Raw genomic sequence first — 14,386 nt, 5'->3', positions numbered from 1 at the left:
CCGCCACAATCGGGGGGTGACCAGGATCGTGGCCGGGACGGCGGGCGGACGGCGGCTGAAGGTGCCGCCGAAGGGCACCCGGCCGACGTCGGAGCGCGTGCGGGAAGCGCTGTTCAACGCCCTGGAGACGGCCGGCGAAGTGGACGGCGCCCACGTCCTCGACCTCTACGCCGGCTCGGGCGCGCTCGGGCTCGAAGCGCTCTCCCGCGGCGCGGCGGACGCCCTGTTCGTGGAGGCCGACCGGCGCGCGGTGGACGTCCTGCGCGGCAACGTCGCGGCGCTGGGCCTGGGCGGCACCGTCCGGGCGGGGCAGGTCGAGACGGTCGTCGCGGCACCCGCGCCTTCGCCGTTCGACCTGGTACTGGCGGACCCGCCGTACGCCGTCGACGCGGCCGCGCTGGGCAAGGTGCTGGCGTCGCTGGCCGCGGGCGGCTGGCTGGGCTCGTCGGCGCTGGTGGTCATCGAACGCGCGGCCCGCGACGGCGCGCCCGCGTGGCCCGCCGGCTTCGCGCCTTCGCGCGAGAAGAAGTACGGCGACACGGCCGTCTTCTGGGCCGAATACACGCCTGTGGCGTGAGCCACGCGGCGCACACCGGGCCCGGCACGGTAGCGTCCGCGCCATGCGGCGTGCGGTCTGTCCCGGTTCCTACGATCCGGCCACCAACGGCCACCTCGACATCATCGAACGGGCCAGCGTGCTGTTCGACGAGGTCGTCGTCGCGGTGGGGGTGAACAAGAGCAAGAAGGGCCTCTTCGAGATCGAAGAGCGCCTCGAGATGCTGCGCGAGATCACCGCGAAGCTGCCGAACGTGCGCGTCGACTCGTGGGAGGGCCTCCTGGTCGACTACTGCCGCGAGAACGACATCGCGGCGGTCGCCAAGGGCTTGCGCTCGGTCAGCGACTTCGACTACGAGCTGCAGATGGCCCAGATGAACCGCGAGCTGACCGGCGTCGAGACGCTGCTGATGGCGAACAACCCGGCCTACGGGTTCGTGTCCAGCTCGCTCGTGAAGGAGGTCGCGGCCCTCGGCGGCGACATCGAGCACCTGGTCCCGCCGGTGGTCTACGAGCGGCTCTCGGAGAAGTTCCCGAAGCTCGGCCGCTGATCGGCCCCCTACGTTCGTCGGGACTTGCGGCCCGCTGCCGCCCGAGTTCACGTTCTCGTCTTCTGGCGATCACTCCGTCGGGTTACGGTCCGAAAATGACCAACTACCGATCACGCCTGGTCGCGATTGTCTTCGCGCTCCTGGCCACGCTGTCCATGGGGGTCACCGCCGCCGAAGCGGTGACGAATTCACCCGCGGTCGCCGCGCAGAACGCGTGCGGCAACCTCTCCGGGTTCTCGCACACGACGCTCTCGGCCCTGCCCGCCGAGGCGACGACGACGTACAACCTGATCCAGCAGGGCGGCCCGTTCCCGTACCCGCAGAACGACGGGGTCGTCTTCGACAACCGCGAAGGCATCCTCCCGTCGTGCGCGTCGGGCTACTACCACGAGTACACGGTGCCGACGCCCGGTTCGAGCAACCGCGGCACGCGCCGCATCGTGACCGGCTCGGGCGGCGAGTACTTCTACACGGGCGACCACTACGCGACCTTCAAGGTCATCGACATCTCCGGCGGCGGCACGACGCACGCCTGCGGCGACCTGTCGGGGCTGGCCAAGATCGGCTACTCCCAGCTGTCGTCGGCCGCTCGCACGGTGGTCGACAACGTCCGCGGCGGGGCATCCAGCAGCACGACGTACGAGAACCGCGAAGGCGTGCTCCCGGCCTGCGCGTCCGGCTACTACAAGCTCTTCACCGTCGGCACGAACGACCGCGTGATCTCCGGCAAGGCGGGCGAACTGGCCTACACGCCCGACCACTACGCCACGTTCAAGCGGATCGACCCGAATTCCTGAGTTCCCGTGCAACGCGCCGCGCTTTCCCGTCCGTGAGTACCGGGGGAACATCGGACGGGGAGGCGCGATGCGGGCTGGGGACGAATCGGGGTTCCGGGAGTTCGCCAGGGACCGGGCGCTGCCGCTGCGGCGGACGGCGTTCCTCCTGTGCGGCGACTGGCACCTGGCCGAGGACCTCGTCCAGCCCTGCCCCACCACCACCCTCAACGGAGGCGCTTCGCGCCGCTGTGTTCTCTCAATCGCGCTCATCAAGCTCTACCGGGTCTGGCCGAAGGTCGCCCGGACGGGGCCCGTCGACAACTACGCGAGACAGGTCCTGCTCCGCTGCTGGCTCGACGAGCGGCGACGGCCGTGGCGGCGCTACGAGCGCCACGACGGGGTCGTCCCCGAAGAGCCGCGGCCCGATGCGGCCGACGCCGGCATCTCCGGTGACCTGCTCCGCGCCCTCGCCGGGGTTCCGCCGAAGCAGCGCGCCGCCGTCGTGCTCCGCTACTGCGCCGACCTCCCGGTCGCCGAGGTCGCGAAGGTACTGCGCTGCTCGGAAGGAACCGTCCGGAGCCAGGCCGCGCGCGGGCTCGAAGCCCTGCGCGCGGCTCTGACGCGGCCCGAGGCCGCCGAGAGGAGCGTGTGATGACCGACTTGGAGACGCGGTTGCGCGAGGTGACGCTCGCCGAGCCGCCGCTGGGGTTCGACCCCGACGCCGTCGTGACGAAGGCGGCGAAGCGGGTGCGCAACCGCCGCGCGACGGTGGCGACTGTCGTCGTGACGCTGGCGATCGCCGGCACGGCGGTCGTGGCGCTGCGGCCGTCGCCCCCGCCGCCCGCGCCCCCGCCGCCCGCGCCCCCGGCGGCGACGTACCCGCCGCCGGTGATCATCGTGAAGCCCTCGCCGCGCAATGCCCTCGAGCAGCGAACGCTCGATCACCTGAAGGAGGCACTGCCCACGGTGCTGGCCGGTGCGCGCAAGATCCTCATCGGCGGCTTCTACAGCGTGGGCGGCGAGCTGCACCCCGACGAGCTGACGGCGACGGTGTCCTTCCTCGACTACGACGGGAAGGGGCACTCGTTCAACCTCGGCCTCATCGGCGAGCTGACGGTCTCGCGGAACATGGTCCCGGTGGCCCAGGCGTGCGCGGTGCGCCAGCGGGACCGCTGCGACAAGCTGCCCGACGGCAGCACGGTCGTGCTCGCCGAGCGCAGCGCCGTGCACTACCGGACCGACGGCACCGCGGTCGACGTCAACGACGTCGGCAAGCTCTACCCCGACGACGCGCCCGCGCTGGGTCTTCCCGCCGGTCCGGGCATCGCACCCTTCGCGGACGGCGCGACCTTCGACGAGCGGCAGCTGATCGCGCTCGTCACGGACCCGGGCTTCGCCGCCCGGTAGCGGAGGACACGCCCGGTGCCGGTGGCGTTCACCGGTTCGGCGCGGAAAACGGGCAGACTGGTCCCAGCGACAGGGGATTGGAGTTGCCGTGTACCGGGTTTTCGAGGCGCTCGACGAGCTCGTCACCATCGTCGAGGAGGCGCGCGGCGTCCCGATGACGTCCAGCTGCGTGGTGCCCCGCGGCGACGTGCTCGAACTCCTCGACGACGTCCGGGACGCGCTCCCCGCGGAGGTCGACGACGCCCAGGACGTCCTCGACAAGCGCGACGACCTGATCCACGCCGCCCGCAAGGAGGCGGGGGAGACGGTCGCGGGGGCGAACGCCGAGGCCGAGCGCACGATCGCGGAGGCGACGGACGAGGCGGAGCGCATCCTGGCCGACGCGCGCGCCCGGGCGGAGCAGATGCTCGCCGACGCCCACGACCAGGCAGACCGCACGGTGGCGGCGGGCCAGGCCGAGTACCAGAACCTCACGGACCGCTCGCGGGCGGAGTCCGAGCGCATGATCCAGGCCGGCCGCGACGCCTACGACCGCGCGATCGAGGACGGCCGCGCCGAGCAGGCGAGGCTGGTGGCCCAGACGGAGGTCGTCCAGGCGGCCCACGCGGAGTCGGCCCGCATCGTGGACGAAGCCCACGCGGAGGCCGACCGCCAGCGAGCGGACTGCGACGCGTACGTGGACGGCAAGCTGGCGGAGTTCTCGGAGCTGCTGGCGACGACGCTGCGGACGGTGGACTCCGGCCGCAACCACCTGCGCTCCCCGGCGAACCTCCCGAGCTCGGGCGGGCGGCCGACGCTCTACGACTATCAGGTGTGACGAGCTTCTCAGCCGCCACGTGACGTGCCCGGGTGCCAGCTCGAAAGGGGTGGCACCCGGTGCGTACCCTGGACTGGATGTCCGAGAACAAGACCCCCCAGCTCGACGACCGCAGCCCGTGGGTGATCGACACCCGTGAGCTCGGCCGTCACGCCGGCCTCAGCCGCGCCCTCACGCGCAGCGTGCCGGTGGAGACGCCGCTCGGCGTCCCCGACGTCATCACCATCGAAGCCGGCTCCGAGCTGGAACTCGACCTGCTGCTCGAGTCCGTCGTCGAAGGCGTGCTGGTCAGCGGCACCGCGAAGGCCACGGCGAAGGGCACCTGCGCCCGCTGCCTCGACCCCCTCACCGAGGAGGTCGAGGTCGAGGTCCAGGAGCTGTTCGCCTACCCGGGGTCGGCCACGGAGGAGACCACCGAGGAGGACGAGATCCCCCGGCTGGTCGACGACAAGATCGACCTCGAGCCCATCGTGCGCGACGCGATCGTGCTGGCCCTCCCGCTGGCGCCGCTGTGCACCGAAGACTGCGCCGGGCTCTGCACGGAGTGCGGCGTCAAGTGGGCCGATCTCGAGCCCGGACACGGGCATGAGAAGATAGACCCTCGGTGGGCCGCACTGGTCGAGCGCTTCGACGAGAACGCGGGCGAAAAGCCTGGGCCCAGCTGAGCAAGCCTGACGAGCGCCCCAGCTCGTTCCGGAGGAAAGTTCGCTCGCACCGCGAGCAGACCGTCATAAGGAGATCTACTCGTGGCCGTCCCGAAGCGGAAGATGTCGCGATCCAACACGCGCTCCCGCCGCAGCCAGTGGAAGGCGGCTCCGGTGCAGCTGGTGCCCTGCTCCAACCGCGCCTGCAAGCAGCCGAAGCTCCAGCACGTCGCGTGCCCGTCGTGCGGCCAGCACAACGGCCGCCAGGTCGTCGAGCCCGCCTGATCGGGTAGCCGACATGGGGGGCAAGACGCCCGGGGGACCACCCGCCGATCCGGCGCCGTTGCTCGAAGCGCTCGGGGTCACACTCGACCCCGAGCTGCTCCGGCTGTCGCTGACCCACCGTTCGTACGCGTACGAAAACGGGGGTCTGCCGCCGAACGAGCGGCTCGAGTTCCTCGGTGACGCGGTGCTCGGCCTGGTCGTCACCGACCACCTCTACACCACGCACCCCGACCTGCCCGAAGGTCAGCTCGCGAAGCTCCGCGCCAGCGTCGTCAACATGCACGCGCTGGCGCGGGTCGCCCGCGGGCTCGGCGAGGGCGGGCTCGGGGCACACCTGCTGCTCGGCAAGGGCGAAGAGCTCACCGGCGGCCGGGACAAGGCGAGCATCCTCGCCGACGGCCTCGAAGCCGTCATCGGTGCGGTCTACCTCGAGCACGGCATCGAGATCGCCCGCAAGCTCGTGCACCACCTCTTCGACGGCCTGCTCGCCGAAGCGCCGCTGCGCGGTGCCGGGCTCGACTGGAAGACGAGCCTGCAGGAGCTGACCGCGTCGGCCGGCCTCGGCGTGCCCGAGTACAAGGTCGAGGACACCGGGCCGGACCACCGCAAGGAGTTCACGGCCACGGTGCTCGTCGCCGGCCGTCCCCTCGGCCACGGCACCGGCTCGACGAAGAAGGAAGCCGAGCAGAAGGCCGCCGAGACGGCGTGGCGTTCGCTGTCCGCCGAGCTCGAAGCCGAGAAGAAGGACGGCGCGGAGTCCTGATCACCGGGAACCTCCGTTGACGATTTCCCGAACCGCTCAGTAGCGTGTGGCGATCCGCCGCGCTCGTTTCTTGACTGAGAGGTTTGGCGGAATGCGTTTGTTCTTCGTCCCCTTGCTCGCGGCGGCGCTCGTCGTCGTACCCGGACCGGCGGCGTCGGCCGCGCAGGTCCGCGTCACGTCGCTTTCGGCGCTGCAGTCCGCCATGGACAAGGCCAACCCCGGCGACACGATCGTGCTCGCCGACGGCTCCTACTCCGCGGGCTCGACGCTTTCGATCAAGCGGTCCGGCACGAGCGCCGCGCCGGTGACGGTCGCCGCGGAGCACACCGGCCAGGCCACGATCACCGGCTCGAAGACGTTCGCCTTCGCGAGCGGCGTCTCGAACGTGGTGCTGCGCGGGTTCAAGTTCCGGGGGAGCGCGCGGCTGAGCGTCCCGGCCGGCGCGTCGAACAACCGCTTGACCCGCAACGACTTCCAGCTCACGACCGACGGCAACTGGGTGACGGTCAGCGGCGACGACACCGTCGTCGACCGCAACGTCTTCCAGAACCGCACGACCCAGGGCGTGTTCCTGCAGATCCTCGGGCCGTCCGGCGCGATGGCGAAGCACGTCCACGTGCACCACAACTACTTCTACAACCACCAGTTCAGCGGCTCGAACGGCGGCGAGTCGATCCGGCTGGGGCTCAGCGACCACCAGTCGTACACGGCCAACGCCCTGATCGAGAACAACCTGTTCGAGAAGGCGGACGGCGACAGCGAAGCGATCTCGGTCAAGTCGTCCGACAACGTGGTGCGCTACAACACGATCCGCGACAGCAAGGGCTACATCGTGCTGCGCCACGGCAACCGCAGCACCGTCGAAGGCAATGTGCTGTTCGGCTCGGGAATCCGGTTCCACGGGAACGATCACAAGATCGTCGACAACTACGTGGCGAATTCCGGCGACCGCGCGATCGTGTTCGGGTCCGGCGACGAAGCCGACAGCGGGCCGACGAGCAAGCTGCACGACCGCCCCGACCGCGTCACGGTCGCGTACAACACCGTGCTGGGCAGTTCTTCGGTGATCGACGGCGACGGCGGCGACTTCAAGCCGAAGGACTGCGTGGTCGCGGACAACATCGTCAAGGGGACGTCGGGGCCGCTCGTGACGCTGCCGAGCGGGTCCACGGTCAAGTACGAAGGCAACATCACCTTCGGCGGCACCGCGGGGATCCCGTCGCGGTCGGTGGACCCGAAGCTGGTCAAGGACGCCGCCGGGCTGTACCGGCTGGCTTCCGGCAGCCCGGCGATCGACGCGGGCGTGGGGTCGTACCCGTTCGCGGCGAAGGACTTCGACCTGCAGGCGCGTAGCGGGGCTTACGACGTCGGCGCCGACGAGTACTTCGCGTCCGGCACGACCCGCGTTCCGCTGACGAAGGCCGACGTCGGACCCACCGCGCCGTAGGTGCCTTTTCGAAAACTGTCGTATCCCCCGGGCACAATGGCCGTATGCCCGAACTCCCCGAGGTCGAAGTCGTCCGCCTTGGCCTGCAGGCGCACGTCGCGGGCCGGACCATCCGCGAGGCGGAGGTCCTGCACCCGCGCGCCATCCGCCGGCACGCGCTGGGCGCGGAGGACTTCACGAAGAGGCTGATCGGCAGCCGCGTCGAGGCGGCGCGGCGCCGTGGCAAGTACCTGTGGCTGGAGCTGTCCGACAAGGAGGCGCTGCTGGCTCACCTGGGGATGAGCGGCCAGATGCTCGTCCAGCCCGAGGGCGCGCCGGACGAGAAGCACCTGCGGGTGCGGCTGCGCTTCGCCGACGACGGCCCGGAGCTGCGGTTCGTCGACCAGCGCACGTTCGGCGGCCTGGCGCTCGACGACGTGCACGACGTCGGCGACGACGTGCTGCTCCCGGACACGATCGCGCACATCGCGCGTGACCCGATGGACCCTGCGTTCGACCTCGACGCTGCGGTGCGCGCGCTGCGGTCGCGGCGCACCGAGGTCAAGCGGGCGCTGCTGGACCAGACGCTGGTGTCGGGCATCGGCAACATCTACGCGGACGAAGCGCTGTGGCGCGCCCGCCTGCACTGGGCCCGGCCGACGGAGAAGCTGACCCTCGCGAAGGGGCGCGAGCTGCTGTCGGCGGCGTCGGACGTGATGAACGCGGCCCTGGGCGCGGGCGGCACGTCGTTCGACGCGCTGTACGTGAACGTGAACGGGCAGTCGGGGTACTTCGACCGTTCGCTGGACGCGTACGGCCAGGAGGGAATGCCCTGCCACCGCTGCGGCACGGCGATCCGGCGGGAGCCGTTCATGAACCGGTCGTCGTTCTCCTGCCCACGCTGCCAGCCCCGGCCGCGCGCCAACTTGCGTTGATAAATGGTGTTCAGCTTTCAGCTAGGATGAATGTGCCTGGCAGCTGAGGGAGTGCATCGTGGTCAAGGAGCCCGGAAAGTCGACGCTGGCCGACAAGATCGACCGGCTGTTCCACGTGGTCCGCAGGCCCGATCGGGAGCCGTACAGCAACGAAGAGGTCGCGAAGGCGTGCCGCGAGGCAACGGGCGAGAGCTTCTCGACGACGTACTTGTGGCAGCTGCGCACGGGCCGCCGCGACAACCCGACGAAGCGGCACCTGGAGGCACTGGCCCAGTTCTTCGGAGTCCCCCCGGCATACTTCTTCGACGACGAGCAGAGCACGAAGATCGCGGAAGAGCTGGCGCTGCTGGGAGCACTGCGCGACGCGGGGGTCCGGGACCTGGCACTGAGAGCGGTGACGCTGTCCTCGGACGGCTTGGACACGATCAGCGACATGATCGACGCGATCGCCCGAAGGGAGGCCGGTCGCGGCACACCGAAGAGGGAGGCCTGAGGTGACGACGCCGGCCGCCGACCCGAGCCAGGGGCCGAAGGTGGGGATAGTGGCCGCGGCCGGGCGCTGCCGCGAGTTGTCGGTCGGGCGCGGGTCTTGGCCGCCGCGCTGCGGCGAGCCGCCGACCGGGCGTACGCGTCGGTTGCCCGCCGGGTCCTGCCGCAAGCCGTCGGCCGAGCGCTGCTGCCCTTGGCCGCCGGTCCGCCGCCGCTCCGAGACCCCAGCCGAAATTCGCGCCCCCTTCGCGTATCCCCTCCGCACCCGCCGCGTTGAACCGGCGAGGCCGTGGGGGTGCGGCGTGAGGGAGGGCTGACGTGGCGCAACCGTCGCGGCGCGCCGGGCGCGCTCTGTGGAAGCGAGCCCGGGAAGTCGCCGATTCCGTAGCCCTGCCCGAACCCTTCGATGCCGGGACCTTCGTCGCGAGCCTCGCCGCGACCCGGGGCCGGCCCATCGAGCTCATGCCCGTCAGCGCCCCCGAAGGCGCTCCCTGCGGGCTGCTCATGAGCACCGAACGCGCCGACTACATCCTCTACCCCACCAACACCACCGCCCTGCACCGGCGGCACATCCTGCTCCACGAGGTCGGCCACCTGCTCTGCGGCCACACCGGGGCCGACGGTGGCGCGGACGGCGTCGCCATCGACGCCGCCGCCGGGCGGCAGCTCATGCCGAACCTCTCGCCCGAGCTCGTCCGGCGCGTGCTCGGCCGCACCACCTACACCGAGGTCGAAGAACGCGAAGCCGAGCTCGTCGCGAGCCTGCTCGCCCAGCGCGCCGTGCGGCCCGAAGAACCCCGCGCGCTCGGCGCCGACGTCCCGGACGGCGTGCGGCGCTTCGACTCCCTCTTCGGCGGCCGGGGCCGCCGCCGGGCGCCGTGATCGAAACCCTCGCCTACCACCTCTGCCTGGTGGGGTTCGCCGGGTTCGGGTACAAGCTGGTCGAGGCGCGCCGCAGCCAGCCCGTGCGGACCATGTGGTTCCTCGCCGGCTTCGGCATCTGCATCGCCGCCGGCATCATCGTGCTGACGCCCGCGATGGCCAACCTCGCCGGACCCGGGCCGGTCGCCGAATGGGTGCTCAGCCTGGCCGGCGACGAGCTCAAGCTGGGTGCGATCGGGTTCGCCGTCGCGTTCACGCAGTCCGTCTGGCGCGGCGAAGGCGCGCGGCTCGCCCCGCACGCGCTGTTCACCGGCGCCACCATGGTGCTGCTCGCGGTGTGCTTCACGCTCTCCGAGCCGCACCGCGTCGGCAACGACACGGTCTTCTCTTCCGGCGGCCTGCCGTTCGCCCTCGCCGACAAAGTCGTCTTCCTCCTCTACAGCCTGATCAGCCTCGGCCTGCTGATCGCGGTGTTCGCCCGCAGCGCGTGGCACGCGGAGCCCGGCGCGCTGCGCACCGGGCTGTGGCTGCTGCTGGTCGGCGTGGTGGCGGCGTTCGCGTGGACGTTCTGGGACGTCGACGACGTCCGCCTGCTCGCCGAAACGGGGCGGATCGGCGCGCGCGAGGACCTGCCGTCGTCGGTGCTCGCCGCGGCGACGATCGGGTTCGTCGCCGCCGGCGCGACGCTCTCCGCGTGGTCGCCGGCGGTGTCGTCGGTGCTCGGCCGGGTCCGGGCGTACCGCGCGTACCGCCGCATCGAGCCACTGTGGACGGCGTTGCGCGCCGCGGTGCCGGGCATCGCGCTCGACCCGGGCCGCGAACTGGCGGGCGGCGCCGAATTCGCGTTGTACCGCAGGGTGATCGAGATCCGCGACGGCCACCTGGCGCTGCGGGCCCATTTCGACCCGGACCTCCCGGCCCGCGCCGAGACGGCGGCCCGCCGCGCCGGAGTCCGCGAAGCCGACCTCGCGCCGACGGTCGAGGCAGTGGCCCTGGCCGCGGCGATCGAAGCCGGCCGCGAAGGCCGCCGCTTCGAACCGGCGCGCCGCGAGCCCGGCGACCTGCGGGAAGCCGACGCGGACGTCGAAGCCGAAGCGGCCTGGCTGGTCCGGGTCAGCCGGGCCTGGCGGCGCGGCGCGGTGGTGGAGCGGGTCCGCGCTAGCGCGGGTAGCGGGCCCCGGTGACCGTCACCCGCAGCGTGTAGACCGAACTCGACGCCGTGATGAACAGGTCGTTCCCCCTCGCGCCGCCGAACGTGAAGTTGGCGCAGATCTCCGGCACCCGCAGCTTGCCGATCAGCGTGCCGTCCGCGGCGAAGCAGTGCAGGCCGTCGTGGGCCGCCGCCCAGACCTGGCCTTCGCTGTCCACGCGGACGCCGTCGAACACGCCGTTGTCGCACGTCCCGAAGACCTCGCCGCCCGAGAGCTTCCCGCTCGCGCCCACCGAAAACACCCGGATGTGGCTGGGCTGCTGCCGGGTGTCCACTATGTACAGCAGCGACTCGTCGGCGGAGAACGCCAGCCCGTTCGGCCGCGAGAAGTCGTCCGCGACGATCCGCACCTCGCCCGACGGGTCGACGCGGTACACGTGGCACGCGCCGATCTCGCTCTCCGCCCGGTACCCCTCGTAGTCGCTGTCGATGCCGTAACTCGGGTCGGTGAACCAGATCGACCCGTCCGAGTGCTCGACGACGTCGTTCGGGCTGTTGAACCGCTTTCCCTCGAACTCCGCCGCCAGCACGGTGATCGAGCCGTCGTGCTCGGTCCGCGTGACGCGGCGGGTGCCCTGCTCGCAGCTGATCAGCCGTCCGTGCCGGTCGACAGTGTGCCCGTTCGAGTACTGCGACGGCTGCCGGAAGACGCCCACCTCGCCGGTCGTCTCGTCCCAGCGCAGCGTCCGGTCGTTCGGGATGTCGCTGAACACGAGGTAGCGCCCGGCGGGGAAGTACGCCGGCCCCTCGGTCCAGCGGCAGCCGGTGTGCAGGCGCTGCATCCACTCGTCGCCGTTGACGCGCGCGAAGCGTTCGTCGAGCACCTCGAAGTCGGTCTTGACCAGATCCATTTCCCCATCTTCGTGCCAGGCGGCCGCGCTGGACACGCCCGTTCGGCGCTCCGCCGTGCGCACTACTGTGCAATGCGTGGTACCTTTCCAAGCGTAAGACTGGAGGGTGCAGTGGAGATCAGTCAGCTGCTCAAAGGGGTGCTCGATCTCGCCGTGCTCGCGGTGCTCCGCGAGGAAGACGGCTACGGGTACGACGTCCTGCGAAGACTCAGGAGCGCCGGCCTGGACGAGGTGGGGGACGCGTCGGTGTACGGGACGTTGCGCAGGCTCTACAAGGCCGGCCTGCTCACCTCGTACGTGGTGCCGAGCGAAGAGGGGCCGCACCGCAAGTACTACAGCCTGAACGAGCCGGGCCGGCTCCGCCTCGCGGAGTCGGGCAAGACCTGGCAGAGCTTCGCGTCGACGATGAACGTGCTTTTGGGAGAGGCAGCATGAGCGACAAGCCGACCGCCGTGCGGGTGTATCTGGCGCGGGTCCGCACCGCGCTCGCCGACCTGCCCGCGAGCGAGATCGAAGAGATCCTCGAGGACGTCCGCCCGCACCTGGCGGAGCTCGAAGCCGAGCTGGGGGAGGGCGCCCGCGTCGAGGCCCTGATCGAACGGCTCGGCACGCCCGAGAGCTACGCCGCCGAGCTGCGCGCGTCCGGCGGGTACCCGGCGCCGGCCGAGGGGACGACGCAGGTGCTCGCCACCGCGAAGGCCCCGAGCCTCGCGAAGCCGCGGATCGCATTCTGGGGCCTGGTGCTCAGCGCCCTGGCGCTCGCGCTGTTCGCGTTCGCCGCCGCGGTGCGCGTCGAGCCGGACGCGCTGCTGGGCGCCGTGCTCTTCCTGCCCGTCTTCCTCGTCAGCCTCATCCTGCTGCTGCGCGGCGGCGTCGAGCCGGTGCTGGCGCTGCCGGAAGTGGCCTGGCTGAGGCAGGCGCTCGCCAAGGGGCGGCAGCAGGAGGACTCCGGCAAGGCGATCAGCTACCTCGCGTCGCTGAAGCCGGCGTGGTGGGTCGTGTGCGCCGTCGTGCTGGTCGCGTTCGGGCTGCTGCTCATGCTGCGGTCGCGCAGCGCGGTGCTGCTGCTGCCGTTCCTGCTCGTCGCGGGCGGCGCGGCCGTGTGGGCGGGCCCGCGGCTGCGCGGCGACCGGCGGCTGCTGTGGGTCGCGGTGCCGATCTCGGCGTTCGTCATCGGCGGCATCCTGGGCGGCTTCGGCGCGGCGGTCGACCTCATCTCGCACCGCAACTCCTACTCGAGCTCGCCGTCGTACTACCAGTCGTCCGACCGGTACGGCAACGAGCAGCTGACCTACGGCGGCAACGAGGTCGAGAACGTCTACGCGTTCGACGCCGACGGCAAGCCGCTGACCGAGGTCTACCTCTACGACGAGGAGGGCCGTCCGCTCACGCTGACCCGCTACGGCTGCGAACGATCGAGCGGGACCAAGGAGAAGATCGGCGCGGACAACCGGTTCCCGCGGCCGCGGATCGAGCAGGGCGTGACCGACGACCAGGGCAACTACAACGGCTACAACGGGTACCGCTCGGCCTGCCGCGAGGACGCGGGCGTGCCGTTCAGCGCGGCGATCCCGAAGGTGACGGCCCCGCCGCCGACCTCGTCCACCGCACCGGCTTCCTCGTCGGCCCCGGCGACGCCGACGCCGACGAGGTAACGGGGGAACGGACGCCGGGAGCCGGTTCGGGGCCGCTCCCGGCGTTCACCCGATCCCAACGTGGGCGAAACGTGCCGCGAACGCGGGCGTGCTGAGCTGGGTGGGTGCCGGACACCTTCGCCCCGCGGACCCGGGTGGTCCACGGGTACGAGCGCGCCTACCGAATGGCCGGGAGCGGGCCCGCGCTGCTGTTCCTGCACGGCATCGGCGACGACTCGGCGACGTGGCTGGAGCTGCTGGCCTCGCTTGCGGCCGACCACACGGTGATCGCACCCGACCTGCTCGGGCACGGTGCTTCGGCCAAGCCGCGCGCGGACTACTCCGTCGCGGCCTACGCGTGCGGGATGCGCGACCTGCTGACCACGCTCGACGTCGACCGGGTGACGGTGATCGGGCACTCGCTCGGCGGCGGCGTCGCGATGCAGTTCGCCTACCAGTTCCCGGAGCGCTGCGAACGCCTGGTGCTGGTCGGCTCGGGCGGGGTCGGGGCGAGCGTGCACCCGCTGCTGCGGCTGGCCGCGGCGCCGGGGGCGGGGCTGGCCCTGCCGCTGCTGGGCAGCCGTCCGGCGCTGACGGCGCTGCGCGGGTTCGCCGGGCTGCTGCGGGTGTTCGAGGACACGGACCTGGACTACGTGCTGGCCCGCTACGTCCGGCTGCTGGAGCCGAGCACCCGGTCGGCGTTCCTGCGGACGCTGCGCTCGGTCGTCGACTGGCGCGGGCAGGTGGTCAACATGCTGGACCGCTGCTACCTGACCGGGGGAATCCCGACGCTGCTGGTGTGGGGCACGGAGGACCGGGTCGTGCCGAGCGGCCACGCGTTGCGCGCGCACCGGGCGATGCCGGGCAGCAGGCTGGTGCTGTTCGAGGGCGCGGGACACTTCCCGCACCGGTCCGACCCCGAGCGGTTCTTGGCGATCCTGCGGGAGTTCCTGGCTTCGACGGCACCGGCGGAGTACGACCGGGCGCGCTGGGGCGAGTTGCTGCGGGCGGGTCGCCCGGCGGGGACCCCGGATCCGGCGGGGGTTCCGGACGCTCCCGCGGTGGCTTCGGGGACCTGAGCCGGCGCGCCGCCGGTCCCGGAACCCCAGACGCGGCGAAGGCCGCCCCCGGGAGTCCCGGAGGCGGCCTTCACGAACAGCA

General features: G+C 71.6%; 18 protein-coding genes. 17 read left to right on the top strand and 1 reads right to left on the bottom strand.

The annotated features are described in order from the left end of the window. Positions 1 to 16: 16 nt before the first annotated feature. The 14 genes from rsmD to AB0J40_RS11450 all read left to right on the top strand — a co-directional run bounded on the left by rsmD (position 17) and on the right by AB0J40_RS11450 (position 10,714). The gene (gene rsmD / locus AB0J40_RS11515; protein WP_364450884.1) at positions 17 to 577 is read left to right on the top strand and encodes a 16S rRNA (guanine(966)-N(2))-methyltransferase RsmD; all 561 of its coding nucleotides are present in this window, start codon (positions 17 to 19) and stop codon (positions 575 to 577) included. A gap of 43 nt (positions 578 to 620) precedes the next feature. Continuing rightward, entirely contained in the window at positions 621 to 1,106 is a 486-nt protein-coding gene (gene coaD / locus AB0J40_RS11510) for a pantetheine-phosphate adenylyltransferase (protein WP_364450881.1), read from the top strand. A 95-nt stretch (positions 1,107 to 1,201) separates the two neighbouring features. Beyond that, positions 1,202 to 1,903: a ribonuclease domain-containing protein gene (locus AB0J40_RS11505; protein WP_364450878.1), complete on the top strand. Its 702-nt coding sequence runs from the start codon at positions 1,202 to 1,204 to the stop codon at positions 1,901 to 1,903. Between the two features lie 67 nt (positions 1,904 to 1,970). Beyond that, a complete protein-coding gene (locus AB0J40_RS11500; RefSeq protein ID WP_364450875.1) occupies positions 1,971 to 2,534 on the top strand; it encodes a sigma-70 family RNA polymerase sigma factor in 564 nt (187 codons plus the stop codon). Further along, complete coding sequence (locus tag AB0J40_RS11495) at positions 2,534 to 3,289, top strand: hypothetical protein (RefSeq protein ID WP_364450872.1); 756 nt, start codon at positions 2,534 to 2,536, stop codon at positions 3,287 to 3,289. Before AB0J40_RS11500 ends, AB0J40_RS11495 begins: the two co-directional genes overlap by 1 nt. A gap of 88 nt (positions 3,290 to 3,377) precedes the next feature. After that, positions 3,378 to 4,106, top strand: coding sequence for a DivIVA domain-containing protein (locus tag AB0J40_RS11490; protein ID WP_364450869.1), 729 nt, complete (start codon positions 3,378 to 3,380; stop codon positions 4,104 to 4,106). 77 nt (positions 4,107 to 4,183) lie between these two features. Beyond that, the gene (locus AB0J40_RS11485; protein WP_364450866.1) at positions 4,184 to 4,771 is read left to right on the top strand and encodes a YceD family protein; all 588 of its coding nucleotides are present in this window, start codon (positions 4,184 to 4,186) and stop codon (positions 4,769 to 4,771) included. Between the two features lie 81 nt (positions 4,772 to 4,852). Next, complete coding sequence (rpmF, locus tag AB0J40_RS11480) at positions 4,853 to 5,035, top strand: 50S ribosomal protein L32 (RefSeq protein WP_003090635.1); 183 nt, start codon at positions 4,853 to 4,855, stop codon at positions 5,033 to 5,035. A gap of 13 nt (positions 5,036 to 5,048) precedes the next feature. Then, on the top strand, positions 5,049 to 5,798 hold the full coding sequence (gene rnc / locus AB0J40_RS11475) for a ribonuclease III (protein WP_364450863.1): 750 nt from the start codon (positions 5,049 to 5,051) through the stop codon (positions 5,796 to 5,798). A 91-nt stretch (positions 5,799 to 5,889) separates the two neighbouring features. Further along, positions 5,890 to 7,245, top strand: a complete 1,356-nt coding sequence (locus AB0J40_RS11470) for a polysaccharide lyase 6 family protein (RefSeq protein WP_364450861.1) — start codon at positions 5,890 to 5,892, stop codon at positions 7,243 to 7,245. 44 nt (positions 7,246 to 7,289) lie between these two features. Beyond that, on the top strand, positions 7,290 to 8,159 hold the full coding sequence (mutM, locus tag AB0J40_RS11465; RefSeq protein ID WP_364450859.1) for a bifunctional DNA-formamidopyrimidine glycosylase/DNA-(apurinic or apyrimidinic site) lyase: 870 nt from the start codon (positions 7,290 to 7,292) through the stop codon (positions 8,157 to 8,159). 58 nt (positions 8,160 to 8,217) lie between these two features. Next, the gene (locus AB0J40_RS11460) at positions 8,218 to 8,652 is read left to right on the top strand and encodes a helix-turn-helix domain-containing protein (RefSeq protein ID WP_086674935.1); all 435 of its coding nucleotides are present in this window, start codon (positions 8,218 to 8,220) and stop codon (positions 8,650 to 8,652) included. A 347-nt stretch (positions 8,653 to 8,999) separates the two neighbouring features. Further along, the gene (locus tag AB0J40_RS11455; RefSeq protein WP_364451373.1) at positions 9,000 to 9,530 is read left to right on the top strand and encodes a hypothetical protein; all 531 of its coding nucleotides are present in this window, start codon (positions 9,000 to 9,002) and stop codon (positions 9,528 to 9,530) included. Then, positions 9,527 to 10,714: an MAB_1171c family putative transporter gene (locus AB0J40_RS11450; protein ID WP_364450856.1), complete on the top strand. Its 1,188-nt coding sequence runs from the start codon at positions 9,527 to 9,529 to the stop codon at positions 10,712 to 10,714. Before AB0J40_RS11455 ends, AB0J40_RS11450 begins: the two co-directional genes overlap by 4 nt. Here AB0J40_RS11450 and AB0J40_RS11445 read toward each other — a convergent pair. Beyond that, positions 10,689 to 11,591, bottom strand: a complete 903-nt coding sequence (locus tag AB0J40_RS11445) for an SMP-30/gluconolactonase/LRE family protein (RefSeq protein ID WP_364450853.1) — start codon at positions 11,589 to 11,591, stop codon at positions 10,689 to 10,691. The genes AB0J40_RS11450 and AB0J40_RS11445 overlap by 26 nt on opposite strands. 111 nt (positions 11,592 to 11,702) lie before the next feature. Between AB0J40_RS11445 and AB0J40_RS11440 the strand changes: the two genes are divergently transcribed. The 3 genes from AB0J40_RS11440 (at position 11,703) to AB0J40_RS11430 (ending at position 14,304) form a co-directional block, all read left to right on the top strand. Then, complete coding sequence (locus AB0J40_RS11440; RefSeq protein WP_364450851.1) at positions 11,703 to 12,026, top strand: PadR family transcriptional regulator; 324 nt, start codon at positions 11,703 to 11,705, stop codon at positions 12,024 to 12,026. Then, positions 12,023 to 13,246 (top strand): hypothetical protein, encoded by a 1,224-nt coding sequence (locus AB0J40_RS11435; protein ID WP_364450848.1) that lies wholly within the window; start codon positions 12,023 to 12,025, stop codon positions 13,244 to 13,246. The genes AB0J40_RS11440 and AB0J40_RS11435 overlap by 4 nt, the downstream gene beginning before the upstream one ends. Positions 13,247 to 13,410: 164 nt before the next feature. Continuing rightward, positions 13,411 to 14,304, top strand: coding sequence for an alpha/beta fold hydrolase (locus AB0J40_RS11430; protein ID WP_364451371.1), 894 nt, complete (start codon positions 13,411 to 13,413; stop codon positions 14,302 to 14,304). The last annotated feature ends 82 nt before the right edge of the window (positions 14,305 to 14,386 follow it).

The sequence above is a fragment of the Amycolatopsis sp. NPDC049691 genome (genome assembly GCF_040675005.1).
GTDB lineage: Bacteria > Actinomycetota > Actinomycetes > Mycobacteriales > Pseudonocardiaceae > Amycolatopsis.
This window is presented reverse-complemented; position numbering and strand designations above follow the sequence as displayed.